At 71.2% G+C, this 12,898-nt stretch carries 12 protein-coding genes and 1 rRNA gene; 10 read left to right on the top strand and 3 right to left on the bottom strand.

Translation table 11 applies throughout. The annotated features are described in order from the left end of the window. The 9 genes from rrf to pstB form a co-directional block, all read left to right on the top strand. Positions 1–76 (top strand): 5S ribosomal RNA (gene rrf / locus ACZ4W5_RS36925); the annotation flags it as partial. Between the two features lie 72 nt (positions 77–148). After that, the gene (gene mshD, locus ACZ4W5_RS36920; protein WP_465659537.1) at positions 149–1,165 is read left to right on the top strand and encodes a mycothiol synthase; all 1,017 of its coding nucleotides are present in this window, start codon (positions 149–151) and stop codon (positions 1,163–1,165) included. A 307-nt stretch (positions 1,166–1,472) separates the two neighbouring features. Next, the gene (locus tag ACZ4W5_RS36915) at positions 1,473–3,650 is read left to right on the top strand and encodes an RNA degradosome polyphosphate kinase (protein WP_360241613.1); all 2,178 of its coding nucleotides are present in this window, start codon (positions 1,473–1,475) and stop codon (positions 3,648–3,650) included. A 121-nt stretch (positions 3,651–3,771) separates the two neighbouring features. Further along, positions 3,772–4,860, top strand: coding sequence for a CHAD domain-containing protein (locus tag ACZ4W5_RS36910; RefSeq protein ID WP_360241610.1), 1,089 nt, complete (start codon positions 3,772–3,774; stop codon positions 4,858–4,860). A gap of 79 nt (positions 4,861–4,939) precedes the next feature. Continuing rightward, positions 4,940–5,449 carry an NUDIX hydrolase gene (locus ACZ4W5_RS36905; RefSeq protein ID WP_465659534.1) on the top strand — a complete coding sequence of 170 codons (510 nt, stop codon included), beginning with the start codon at positions 4,940–4,942 and terminating at the stop codon, positions 5,447–5,449. Between the two features lie 227 nt (positions 5,450–5,676). Beyond that, positions 5,677–6,810, top strand: a complete 1,134-nt coding sequence (gene pstS / locus ACZ4W5_RS36900; protein ID WP_360241607.1) for a phosphate ABC transporter substrate-binding protein PstS — start codon at positions 5,677–5,679, stop codon at positions 6,808–6,810. Between the two features lie 150 nt (positions 6,811–6,960). Continuing rightward, entirely contained in the window at positions 6,961–7,938 is a 978-nt protein-coding gene (pstC, locus tag ACZ4W5_RS36895; protein WP_360241604.1) for a phosphate ABC transporter permease subunit PstC, read from the top strand. Further along, the gene (gene pstA, locus ACZ4W5_RS36890; RefSeq protein ID WP_465659532.1) at positions 7,935–9,008 is read left to right on the top strand and encodes a phosphate ABC transporter permease PstA; all 1,074 of its coding nucleotides are present in this window, start codon (positions 7,935–7,937) and stop codon (positions 9,006–9,008) included. The genes pstC and pstA overlap by 4 nt, the downstream gene beginning before the upstream one ends. 44 nt (positions 9,009–9,052) lie before the next feature. After that, positions 9,053–9,829 carry a phosphate ABC transporter ATP-binding protein PstB gene (gene pstB / locus ACZ4W5_RS36885; RefSeq protein ID WP_360241598.1) on the top strand — a complete coding sequence of 259 codons (777 nt, stop codon included), beginning with the start codon at positions 9,053–9,055 and terminating at the stop codon, positions 9,827–9,829. Between the two features lie 294 nt (positions 9,830–10,123). Here the strand turns inward: pstB and ACZ4W5_RS36880 are convergent, their stop codons facing one another. Then, entirely contained in the window at positions 10,124–11,119 is a 996-nt protein-coding gene (locus tag ACZ4W5_RS36880; protein ID WP_360241595.1) for an inorganic phosphate transporter, read from the bottom strand. A 5-nt stretch (positions 11,120–11,124) separates the two neighbouring features. Further along, positions 11,125–11,745 carry a DUF47 domain-containing protein gene (locus tag ACZ4W5_RS36875; RefSeq protein WP_030059626.1) on the bottom strand — a complete coding sequence of 207 codons (621 nt, stop codon included), beginning with the start codon at positions 11,743–11,745 and terminating at the stop codon, positions 11,125–11,127. Positions 11,746–12,103: 358 nt separating this feature from the next. Here ACZ4W5_RS36875 and ACZ4W5_RS36870 point away from each other — a divergent pair, with 358 nt between their 5' ends. Next, positions 12,104–12,481, top strand: coding sequence for a metal-sensitive transcriptional regulator (locus ACZ4W5_RS36870; RefSeq protein WP_360241592.1), 378 nt, complete (start codon positions 12,104–12,106; stop codon positions 12,479–12,481). Between the two features lie 25 nt (positions 12,482–12,506). Here ACZ4W5_RS36870 and ACZ4W5_RS36865 read toward each other — a convergent pair whose 3' ends face one another. Beyond that, positions 12,507–12,695 (bottom strand): hypothetical protein, encoded by a 189-nt coding sequence (locus ACZ4W5_RS36865; protein WP_402490884.1) that lies wholly within the window; start codon positions 12,693–12,695, stop codon positions 12,507–12,509. Positions 12,696–12,898: the final 203 nt, after the last annotated feature.

Genomic DNA, 12,898 nt, shown 5'->3' with positions numbered 1-12,898 from the left:
GAACCCGGAAGCTAAGCCTCACAGCGCCGATGGTACTGCAGGGGGGACCCTGTGGGAGAGTAGGACGCCGCCGAACAATCATTCAGAAAAGCCCCTGATCCCTTCGGATCAGGGGCTTTTCGCATTTCCGTTGACGTATTGTCAGGGCATGGACGATCAGACAGCGGTCATTGCGAGCAACGTGCTCCGCCCCGAGGAGCGCGACGGCGCCCTGCGTGTTCTGGCGGAGGCCCAGGCGGTCGACGGCCGGGCCGCCGTCTCCGAGCAGGGCCGGCTGCGGTTGCGGAACGCCGAGACGCCCCGGTCGGGCGTCACCCACCTGATCCTCGACGAGACCGAGACCGAGACCGAGACCGAGACCGGCACCAGCACCGGCACCGGGAGCACGACCGTGGTCGGCTACGGCCAGGTCGAGGTGCCGGAGGCCGCGACCGCGAACCCGTCCGCCGAGCTGGTGGTCGACCCGGCCGCCCGCGGCCGCGGCCTGGCCCGCCCGCTGGTGGACGCCGTCCTGGAGCAGGCCCACCTGGCCGGCCGGGACGCGGTGGACTTCTGGGTGCACGGCGGTCACCCGGCGGCCCGGCACCTGGCCGAGGCCTACGGCGCCGAGCTGGTCCGGGAGCTCCGGCAGATGCGCCGCAGCGGTCCGCAGACCGAGGCCGTGGCCGTGCCCGAGGGCATCGAGCTCCGCACCTTCCGCCCGGGCGAGGACGACGCCGAGTGGCTGCGGCTGAACGCCCTGGCCTTCGCCCACCACCCGGAGCAGGGCTCCTGGACGGAGCAGGACCTGGCGGAGCGGATCGCCGAGCCCTGGTTCGACCCGGCGGGCTTCTTCCTCGCGACCCGGGACGGCGAGGTCGTCGGCTTCCACTGGACCAAGGTGCACCCGGCCACCGCCACCGAGCCGGAGCTCGGCGAGGTGTACGTGGTCGGGGTGGACCCGGCCGAGCAGGGCAGCGGCCTCGGCCGCGCACTGACCGCCGCCGGTCTGCGTCACCTGACCGGGTCAGGAGCCGGCGAGCGTGGACTGGAGACGGTCCTCCTCTACGTCGACGCCGACAACCCGGCCGCCGTCCGGGTCTACGAGCGACTGGGATTCACCGTCCACGAGGTGGACCTCATGTACCGCGCCCGGTACCAGGCGGTCCGGGCAGCCGACCGGTAGGCCGAGCCGGAGCCGTCGCGGGCGGGGGCGGGCAGGGGGCGGCGAGGCCCGCCGCCCCTTGCTCCGACCGACTCAGCTTTCCTCCTGGCCATGCGGTGTTTACCGTGGATTCAATTGCTGCCGCGAAGATCACAGGATGAAGTCCGTAGTGTCTCGCTCGTGCAGAGTCGACCGCCAATCCCCGGCCGGTCCTGTACGGACCGCGCCCGGTGGGTGGGCGCTGTCCCCGGGGGCGACCCGGGGCGAGGACGACGGCCCGCAGAGCCATTCGCGTCCGGACGCCGTCCTGCTGGAGGAGCTGGAACCCATGAGCATCCCCCGCCCCGTCCCTGCCCCGCTGGCGCCCACGGCGCGGATGTCCAGTGCGTTGGGCGTCCCGCCGGAGCTGCCGGCCACGGACGAGCAGGAGTTCGAAGCACTGCCGCAGGGCCGCTTCCTGGACCGTGAGCGGAGCTGGCTCGCGTTCAACGAACGCGTCCTGGAGCTGGCCGAGGACCCGGGGATCCCGCTGCTGGAGCGGGCGAAGTTCCTGGCGATCTTCGCGAGCAACCTGGACGAGTTCTTCATGGTCCGGGTCGCCGGCCTCAAGCGCCGGATCGCCACCGGCGTGGCCCAGCGCAGCGCGTCCGGCCTCCAGCCGCGCGAGGTGCTGGACCTGATCTGGACCCGCTCGCGCGAGCTGATGGCCCGTCACGCCGCCGCCTTCCAGCAGGAGGTGCTGCCGGACCTCGCCGCCGAGGGCATCGAGGTGGTCCGCTGGCCGGAGCTGGCCGAGAAGGAGCAGGCCCGGCTGCACACCCTGTTCCGGCAGCGGATCTTCCCGGTGCTGACCCCGCTGGCGGTCGACCCGGCGCACCCCTTCCCCTACATATCGGGGCTGTCGCTCAACCTCGCCGTGGTGGTCCGCAACCCGGTGTCCGGCCACAAGCACTTCGCCCGGGTGAAGGTGCCGCAGTCGCTGGCCCGGTTCCTCGAGGCCTCGCCCCAGCGGTACGTCCCGCTGGAGGACGTCATGGGCGCGCACCTGGAGGAGCTCTTCCCGGGGATGGAGGTGCTGGCCCACCACGCCTTCCGGGTCACTCGCAACGAGGACCTGGAGGTGGAGGAGGACGACACCGAGAACATCCTCAAGGCCCTGGAGAAGGAGCTGATGCGGCGGCGCTTCGGCCCGCCGGTCCGGCTGGAGGTCGAGGAGTCGATCGACCCCTACATCCTGGACCTGCTGGTGCGGGAGCTGAACATCACCGAGGCGGAGGTCTTCCCGCTGCCCGGTCCGCTGGACCTGACCGGCCTGTTCGGCATCGCCGAGCTGGACCGGCCGGAGCTCAAGTACCCGAAGTTCGTGGCCGGTACGGCCCGCGGGCTGACCGACGTCGAGTCCGCCTCGCAGCCGGACATCTTCGCCGCGATGCGCGAGCGCGACGTGCTGCTGCACCACCCGTACGACAGCTTCTCCACCTCGGTGCAGGCCTTCCTGGAGCAGGCCGCCGCCGACCCGGACGTGCTGGCGATCAAGCAGACCCTGTACCGCACCTCCGGCGACTCGCCGATCGTGGACGCGCTGATCGACGCCGCCGAGTCCGGCAAGCAGGTGCTGGTGCTGGTCGAGATCAAGGCGCGCTTCGACGAGCAGGCCAACATCAAGTGGGCGCGCAAGCTGGAGGAGGCCGGCTGTCACGTGGTCTACGGCCTGGTCGGGCTCAAGACCCACTGCAAGCTGTCGCTGGTGGTCCGCGAGGAGGGCGACACCCTGCGCCGCTACTCGCACGTCGGCACCGGCAACTACCACCCGAAGACCGCCCGGCTGTACGAGGACCTCGGCCTGCTCACCTCCGACCCGCAGGTCGGCGCGGACCTCTCGGACCTCTTCAACCGGCTGTCCGGCTACTCGCGCCGGGAGTCCTACCGCCGGTTGCTGACCGCCCCGCGCGGCCTGCGCGACGGGCTGGTCTCCCGGATCCACAACGAGATCGCCCACCACCGGGCCGGCCGGCCCGCGTACGTGAAGATCAAGGTCAACTCGATCGTCGACGAGGCCCTGATCGACGCGCTCTACCGGGCCTCGCAGGCCGGGGTGCCGGTGGACGTCTGGGTCCGCGGCATCTGCGCGGTCCGTCCGGGGGTGCCCGGGCTGAGCGAGAACATCCGGGTGCGCAGCATCCTGGGGCGCTTCCTGGAGCACTCCCGGATCTTCGTGTTCGGCAACAACGGCGATCCCGAAGTGTGGATCGGCAGCGCCGACATGATGCACCGCAACCTGGACCGCCGGATCGAGGCGCTGCTCAGGATCACCGATCCGGCGCACCGGGCCGAGCTGTCCGGGCTGATCGACCTCGGGGTGTCGGACGAGACCGAGTCCTGGCACCTGGGCCCGGACGGCGCCTGGGAACGCCGTTCGCAGGACGCCGAGGGCAAGCCGCTGCGGCACGTCCAGGACCTGCTCATCGACTCGCGCCAGCGCCGCCGGGCCGCCACCTCGCGCTGACGCGTCCACTGATGCGAGCCGCCGGAGCAGTCGGGGCCCCCGGGGCCCCGGGGGGAGCTGCTCCGGCGGTCGGCCACCAGCCCCGGGGAAGGGCCCCGGGGGAACGGGGATCTACCACGCCATGACCGAAGCGCCGATGACGGCCCAGGCGGCCTCCACAGCGACCGCCGGGGACATCCTTTCCCGCCAGCTCACCGCCCAGGCCGGCGCGTTCCTGCGCGCCCTGCCGCTCGCGGTGGGCGAGGTCGGCGCCAGACCGGGCTCGGCCGCGGCCGTTCCGGCGAGCGGCACCGCCGACCTGCTGCGGGCCGTGCGGCGGATCGGCGGGCTGCTGCACACCTTCGGGGCCGTGTTCGAGCAGTCCTGGGCACAGGAGTCGCGCACCGAACTGCGCTGGCTGCTCAACCTGTTGGCGCTGGAGCCCGGTTACGTCCGCCGCTCGGCCCGGCTGCTGGGCGCGGTGGACTCGCTGAGCGGCACCGACCCGGAGGGGACGGGCATGCTGGCCGGGCACGCGGGCGCCCCCAAGGCGCGGGCGCTGCTGGACCGCCAGCTGACCCTGGCCCGGACCAGGGCGCACTCCACGGTGCTCCAGGAGCTCCGCTCGGCCCGGCTGCACGCGCTGGCGGACCGGATGACCCTGCTGGTCGGCGAGGCGCCGCTGCTGGAGGCGGCCGGGGGCCGGGCCTCGGCGGTGCTGCGGCCGCAGGCGGCGGCCGCGTTCACCGCGCTGGCGGTGAGCGCCCAGCAGCTGCCGCTCCAGCGGGCCGCGACCCCGTACGGCGGGGACGGGCTGCGCCGGCTGGGCGCGGTGCCGGCGGCGCGCGGGGTGGCGGACGCGGACGCCGCGCTGGCGGCCGACGACGCGCCCTGGTCGCGGCTGCGGATCCTGGTGAAGCGGGCCCGGTACGCGCTGGAGGTGTGCGCCCGGCCGTCCCCCGAGCTGGACGAGCTGGACGCGGTGCTGGCCCGGCACCAGGAGGCCGCGGACGCCGCGATGACCGCCGCGACCGCGGCGCGCACCCCGCGGATCACCCCCGCGACCGCCTATGTGCTGGGTGTAGTGCATGCTGATCAACGACTGGAGGTCGAGGCGGCGCGGTACGCCTTCGGCCGCCGGTGGCCCGAGCTCCCGCCGTCCCCGGACGGCTGGCTGGAGCTCCCCCCTGCCGAGGGCTGGGGGCATTCCCCCGCACCACGGACGGCTTGAATTGCACGATCGCCTGAGCACCGGCCGGGCAGCGGACCCGGCGGTGAACCCGCCGGCGTCTCCCGCAGTGGGCCCTGCGGTGAACCCCGCGGTGGGCCCGGCGGCGGCCGCACCGGTCCGCGGCCCGGTGGTCCTGGCGGCGGGCGCGGTGCTCTGGCTGCCCGGCCGGCCGAAGCCCAGCGGCCGACTGGGGCGGCCGCGGATCGCTGTGATCCACCGTCCGAAGTACGACGACTGGAGCCTGCCGAAGGGCAAGCTCGACCCGGGCGAGGGCGTGGTCGAGGCGGCGCTGCGCGAGGTGCGGGAGGAGACCGGCTTCGACTGCCTGCTCGGCCCGGAGCTGCCCACCCAGCACTACCCGGCGCAGGGCCGCCCCAAGGAGGTCCGGTACTGGGCCGCGGTGCCGACCGCCGGGGCCTTCCGGCCGAACCGCGAGGTCGACCGCCTGGACTGGCTGCCGGCGGGCAAGGCCCGGGCGCGGCTGACCCATGACCGCGACCGGTTGCTGATCGACGCGCTGCTGGTGATCCTGGGGGCGAGGCCCGTACGGACGGGCGGGTCGGCGTCGGTGGAGGAGGGGCGGAAGTGATCTCCCCGCGCCCGTGCCGTGACGCAACCGTTACTACGTGACGTAGTTTCCTGTCATCCGTTCGAGGTTCACTTCCCGTTCACTTGCGACCGGCTGTCGTGTCACCTACCCGGCCTAACTTCGGGACTACCGGAGGGCCGAACGGGCCCCGGACCACAGCAAAACCCATGCTCAGCCGTACTCCTACGGCCTGCGCAGCGGGCAATGCCACAGAAAGGGACACCCCTGTGAAGCTCCAGCGGAACGGCCGCTCCAAGGCCCTCGCCATCGGTGCCATGGCGCTCGTCAGCTCGCTGTCGCTCGCCGCCTGCGGGTCGGACAACAACAACAACACGGCGTCCAGCGGTTCCAGCGGCTCCTCCGCGGCCGGTGCCGCGATCAACTGTGGCAAGGCCGGCACGCTCCTGGGCGCCGGTTCGACCGCGCAGGCCCCGGCGATCGACGTGTGGAAGACCAACTTCGGCGCCGCCTGCTCCGGCACCACGATCAACTACAGCGGCGGCGGCTCCGGTGCCGGCGTCCAGCAGTTCACCCAGGGCAAGGTCGCCTTCGCCGGCACCGACTTCGCCCTCAAGCCGGCCGATGTCGACGCCTCCAAGGCCGTCTGCACCGGCGGCAAGGCGATCGACCTGCCGATGGTGGCCGGTCTGGTCTCGCTGGTCTACAACATCGAGGGCGTCGACAACCTGGTCCTGGACGGCCCGACCGCCGCCAAGATCTTCGACTCGCAGATCACCAAGTGGAACGACCCGGCCATCGTCGCCCTGAACCCGAGCGCCAAGCTGCCGGACGCCGAGATCCAGAGCTTCCACCGCTCGGACGACTCCGGCACCACCTTCAACTTGACCTCCTACTTCGCCAAGACCGGTGGCGGCGCCTGGACCGCCGAGCCGAGCAAGGCGTGGAAGGGCAAGCTCGGCCAGTCCGCGAACGGCAGCGCCGGCGTCGCGGCCCAGATCAAGCAGGTCAAGAACTCGATCGGCTACGCCGAGCTGTCCTACGCCCAGACCAACAACCTCAAGAGCGCCCAGATCGCCACCGGTGCCGCCAAGCCGGTCGAGGCGACCGCCGCCAACGCCGCGCTCACCATCGCCTCGTCCACGGTCACGGGCACCGACGGCGACCTCGCCCTCGCCCTGGACTACGGCACCAAGGCCGACAACGCCTACCCGATCGTCCTGGTGACCTACGAGATCGCCTGCGACAAGGGCAACAAGGCCGAGACGCTGGACACCCTCAAGTCCTTCCTGAACTACACCATCAGCGACGCCGCCCAGAAGTCGATCGGCGACAAGGGCTACGTCCCGATGCCGGCCGCGATCGGCGACAAGGTGAAGGCCGCGGTCGGCACCCTCGCCTGACCCGACAGGACCCCCGGTGGGACGGCCCCGTGAGCGAGGGGGGCCGGGGCCGTCCCGCCGGAACGCACCAACCCAGCACCAACGTCCGGGGCACCGCCGCCATGGTGCCGACCCCCTACCGGGGCGGCACCACCAGACCGGAGTAGACCAATGACTTCATCCTCCCCTGCCGCCCCGCGAGGCAGGGAAAGCCGACGGCGCGACAGCCGCGTCGGCGACAAGATCTTCATGAACCTCGCCCGCGGTGCGGGCGTCCTGCTGCTGGTCATCATGGCCGCGATCGCCGGCTTCCTGGCCTGGCGCTCGGTCTTGGCCCTCGGCAACAACCACGGCAACTTCCTCACCACCTTCGAGTGGACGCCGGACGCCCCGAAGCCGGTCTTCGGCATCGCCGTCCTGGCCTTCGGCACCATCGTCAGCGCCGTCATCGCGATGGCGATCGCCGTCCCGGTGGCCATCGGGATCGCGCTGTTCATCTCGCACTACGCGCCGCGCCGGATCGCCCAGCCGTTCGCCTACCTGGTCGACCTGCTCGCCGCCGTCCCCAGCATCGTCTACGGCCTCTGGGGCGCGCTGTTCCTCGTCCCGCACATGGACGGGCTGACCAGCTGGCTCAACCAGTACCTGGGCTGGACGTACATCTTCGACCAGACCAGGACCGGCACCCCGCGCAACCTGTTCACCGTCGGCATCCTGCTGGCGATCATGATCCTGCCGATCATCACCGCGGTCTCCCGCGAGGTGTTCCGCCAGGTGCCGCGGATGCACGAGGAGGCGGCGCTCGCCCTCGGCGCGACCCGCTGGGAGATGATCCGCACCGCGGTGCTGCCGTTCGGCCGCCCCGGCATCATCTCGGCCTCGATGCTCGGCCTCGGCCGGGCGCTCGGCGAGACCATCGCGGTCGCGGTGGTGCTCTCCGCCAACAGCATCCTGTCGCTGCACATCCTGGACGCCGGCGGCGGCACCTTCGCGCAGAACATCGCGCTCAAGTTCGCCGAGGCCGGCAACAACGGCCGCGACGCCCTGATGGCCTCCGGCCTCGTCCTGTTCGTGATCACCCTGCTGGTGAACGGTGCCGCGCGACTGATCATCGCCCGCCGCAAGGAGTACTCGGGGGCCAACGCATGACCACCGTCACCGTCCCCGAGGACGCCCGGCCGCAGGTCGGCCCGAAGCTCACCGCCAACCGGCTGCCCAAGTGGATGCCGCCCGTCGTCGCCGTCGGCTCGATCGCGGTCGGCTGCGGGATCGGCGCCGCCGCCGGCCTGGAGAGCCACCTCCAGTGGGGCCTGCTCTCCGCCCTGCTGTTCCTGGCCGGCAGCTACCTGATCTCGGCCCAGGTCGAGGGCCGCCGGCAGGCCAAGGACCGCTTCGCCACCTCGGTGGTCTGGGTCGCCTTCATCCTGGCCGTCGTCCCGCTGGCCTCGCTGACCATCTACACGATCCAGCAGGGCATCGGCGTGGTGAACGGGAACTTCCTGAGCCACTCGATGAAGGGCGTGATCCAGAGCGGCCCCGGCGGCGGCATCTACCACGCGCTGCTCGGCACCCTCCAGCAGGTCGGCCTGGCCACCCTGATGGCCGCCCCGCTCGGTCTGCTGACCGCCGTCTACCTGGTGGAGTACGGCCGCGGCCGGCTCGCCAAGGCGGTCACCTTCTTCGTCGACGTCATGACGGGCGTCCCGTCGATCGTCGCCGGTCTGTTCATCCTCTCGCTCTGGAACCTCGCCCTGGGGTTCAGCTACTCCGGCTTCTCGGGCAGCCTCGCGCTGGCGATCCTGATGATCCCGGTCGTGGTCCGGTCGACCGAGGAGATGCTCAAGCTCGTCCCGAACGAGCTGCGCGAGGCCTCGTACGCCCTCGGCGTGCCGAAGTGGAAGACCATCCTGCGGATCGTCATCCCCACCGCGATCGGCGGCATCACCACCGGTGTGATGCTCGCGGTCGCCCGCATCACGGGCGAGACCGCCCCGGTGATGATGCTGGTGTTCGGCGCCGACTACATCAACAGCAACCCGTTCGACGGACCGCAGCAGTCCCTGCCGATGTACATCTGGCAGCAGTACTCGGTGGTCAACAACGACTTCGGCTACGCCCGCGCCTGGGGCGCCGCGCTGGTGCTGATCGCCTTCGTGATGGGGCTCAACCTCATCGCCCGGGGCATCGCACGCTGGCGCTCGCCCAAGGCCGGACACTGAGCGACCGACTGACGTACGAAGACAGACGAGAGAAGCAAACGATCATGGCCAAGCGCATCGACGTCAGCGGACTGTCGGCCTACTACGGCACCACCAAGGCCATCGAGGACATCTCGATGAGCATCGAGCCCCGCTCGGTGACCGCCTTCATCGGCCCCTCCGGCTGCGGCAAGTCCACCTTCCTGCGCACCCTCAACCGGATGCACGAGGTGATCCCCGGCGCCCGGGTCGAGGGCAAGGTCCTCCTGGACGACGAGAACCTGTACGCCTCCAACGTCGACCCGGTCGCCGTGCGCCGCTCGATCGGCATGGTCTTCCAGCGCCCGAACCCGTTCCCGACCATGTCGATCTACGACAACGTGGTCGCCGGGCTCAAGCTCGCCGGCGTGAAGAAGAAGGCCGTCCTGGACGAGGTGGTGGAGCGCTCGTTGAAGGGCGCCAACCTCTGGAAGGAGGTCCACACCCGGCTGAACAAGCCGGGCGCCGGCCTCTCCGGCGGTCAGCAGCAGCGCCTGTGCATCGCCCGCGCGATCGCGGTCGAGCCGCAGGTCCTGCTGATGGACGAGCCCTGCTCCGCGCTCGACCCGATCTCCACCCTCGCCATCGAGGACCTGATCGGCGAGCTGAAGTCGCAGTTCACCATCGTCATCGTGACCCACAACATGCAGCAGGCGGCCCGCGTCAGCGACCGCACCGCCTTCTTCAACCTGGCCGGCGTCGGCCAGCCGGGCAAGCTGATCGAGCTGGACGACACCCAGCGGATCTTCTCCAACCCGTCGGTGCAGGCGACCGAGGACTACATCTCCGGCCGCTTCGGCTAGACCGACCCCAGCTGTCCCGTGGTGCTGCATGGCGGTGCCGCCGCGGGACATGAAGAAGGGCCCGCCCCCGAGATGTGGGGGCGGGCCCTGCTTGCTGGTACTCGCCCGCTCGCCTCCGGGGCGCTCGGACCCGGTGCCGACGGTCGGCGGGCACTGCGCCACCTCCTTCGTCGGCGGCTTGGCCCTTCTCCCTTTCGGCACCGGCGCGCCCCTTCGGCTCGGGGCGGGGGCTCGCCCGCTCGCTGTTACTCGCCCGCTCGCCTCCGGGGTGCTCGGGCCGTGGCCGTTCGGGGATCAGCCCCAGAAGAGGTGGACGAACCAGTACATCAGCGCTGCGACGACGGCGGCCGCCGGCATCGTGATGAACCAGCCGAGCACGATGTTCTTGGCGACGCCCCAGCGCACCGCGCGGATCCGCTTGGTGGCCCCCGCGCCCATGATCGCCGCGGTGATCACGTGGGTGGTGGAGATCGGCGCCTTGAAGACGAACGACGTGATGTACATGATCACCGAGGAGGTGGCCTCGGCCGCGAAGCCCTGCGGCGGGTCCAGCTCGATGATCTTGCGGCCGAGGGTCCGCATGATCCGCCAGCCGCCCGCGTAGGTGCCCAGCGAGAGCATGGTCGCGCAGGAGATCTTCACCCAGACCGGGATGTCACCGGTGGTCTGGTGGCCGGAGATGGTGAGCGCCATGACCACGATGCCCATGGTCTTCTGGGCGTCCTGCAGGCCGTGGGCCAGTGCCATCGCGGCGGCCGAGGCGGTCTGGGCGACCCGGAAGTTGCGCTTGGCCTTGTGCGGGTTGGCCCGGCGGAAGATCCACAGGATCGCCAGCATCACGATGAAGCCGCCGACCAGGCCGACCACCGGCGAGACGATCATCGGGACGACGATCTTGTCGATCACGCCGCTCCAGATCACCTCGGTGCCGCCGGCCAGGGCCGCACCCACCAGGCCGCCGAACAGCGCGTGCGAGGAGGAGGACGGCAGACCGAAGTACCAGGTGACCAGGTTCCAGGCGATCGCCCCGACCAGGGCCGCGAACAGGATTGCCATCCCCTGGTTGCCGTGGGGGGTCTCGATGATCCCCTTCGAGACGGTGTGCGCCACCCCGCTGCCCAGGAAGGCACCGGCTAGGTTCATCACGGCGGCCATCGCGAGCGCGGCCTTCGGGGTCAGCGCCCGGGTGGAGACCGACGTGGCGATCGCGTTCGCCGAGTCGTGGAAGCCGTTGGTGTACGTGAAGAAGAACGCAACGCCGATGACGGCGATGAGTGCAGCCATGTCCACGAGGGTCAGGACTCCTTGACGGCGATGGTCTCCACCGTGTTGGCGACGTGCTCGAACGCGTCCGCCGCCTCCTCAAGGACGTCCACGACCTGCTTGAGCTTGAGGACCTCGATGGCGTCGTACTGACCGGAGAACAGGTGGGCGAGCAGCTTGCGGTGGATCTGGTCGGCCTGGTTCTCCAGTCGGTTGACCTCGATCCAGTACTCGGTCAGGTTCGACATGCTGCGCAGGTTCGGCATCGCCTCGGCGGTGAGCTCCGCGGCGCGCGCCAGCACCTCGATCTGCTGCTCGATGCCCTTCGGCAGGGTCTGGATGTCGTAGAGGACGACCAGGTCGACGGCCTCCTCCATGAAGTCCATGATGTCGTCCAGCGACGAGGCGAGGCTGTAGATGTCCTCGCGGTCGAAGGGCGTAATGAAGGAGGAGTTCAGCTGGTGGAAGACGGCATGGGTGGTGTCGTCCCCGGCGTGCTCGGCGGCGCGCATGCGCTCGACGATCTCCGCGCGGGCCGACACGTCTGATCCCAGCAGTTCCAGCAGGAGCTTCGATCCGACGACCAGGTTCTCCGCGGCGGCGGCGAACATGTCGTAGAAACTCGTCTCCTTCGGGGTCAGGCTAAAACGCACGGAATTCTCCGATGTGCGGGGTACGGACTGAACGATGCTAGGTGCAACCGAGCGCGATCGCGCAAACGGGGTGGTGACCAGGGAGGCGGAACCTCCCCTTCCGTTCGGCTGCCGCACCGGCTGTCCCGGACCGCACCGCCAGGTGCGGACGCAAGGACTCAGTCTGACGGAACCTCGACGCGTTTGCCCCGTCCCGCGTGCGGAAGACCGGGGCGCCGCTCAGACGGGTTAACCCCGCCGCGACCCCCACCAGGCCGTTCGGCACATGCCGGGTGGGCCGTCGGAACACCACGCGGGGCCCCGGTGTTGGACACTGGAGGCCGACGCAGCCACCAGGCACTCAGACGAAGGCGGGCCGATGACCACGACGCAAGCGCGCACCGAGCCGGACCACGCGCCCGGGACCGGGCCCGGGGCCGCCACCCCCGCCGCCGCGGGCCACGGCGGACACGGCCCGCACGGCTACAGCGCGCAGAAGGACGCCCACCTCAAGCGGCTGCGCCGGATCGAGGGCCAGATCCGCGGCCTCCAGCGGATGGTGGACGAGGACGTCTACTGCATCGACGTGCTCACCCAGGTCTCGGCCAGTACCAAGGCCCTGCAGTCCTTCGCGCTCTCCCTGCTGGAGGAGCACCTGCGGCACTGCGTCGCCGCGGCTGCCGAGCAGGGCGGCGTCGAGCTGGACGCCAAGGTGGCGGAGGCCACGGCCGCGATCGGCCGACTGCTGCGCAGCTGAGCCCCGGGGCCGTCGGCCGGGGCCGTCAGCCCTCGCCCTCCCGCTCGGCCCGGGCCGGGTCCACCCGGTCCAGCAGCACCTCGTCGATCCGCTCGGTCGGCAGCCGGTCACCGGCGCTGGCCGTCGCGGCGATCATCAGCTCGCCGGCCAGCTCGATCTCGTCGAGGGCCGCGTCGTCGTGGCCGCCGCTGCGGCCGCCCGTGGACGACACCACCTGCACCACCCCTTCAGTGCCTCGCCAGCCCGGGCGGCAGCCACCCGACGTCCAGCCTAGGCACTCCGGGGCCCGTCCACATGGCACGGACGGGCCATCTCGGCGGGGGGGGGGGGGGGGGGGGGGGGGGGGGGGGGGGGGGGGGGGGGGGGGGGGGGGGGGGGGGCGGGGGTGTGGAGGAGGGAGGGTGCGCAAGGGGGGTG

It is taken from the genome of Kitasatospora sp. NPDC029367 (genome assembly GCF_055569135.1).
The sequence above is the reverse complement of the archived record's forward strand: the minus strand, read 5'-3'. Positions and strand labels throughout refer to the sequence as shown.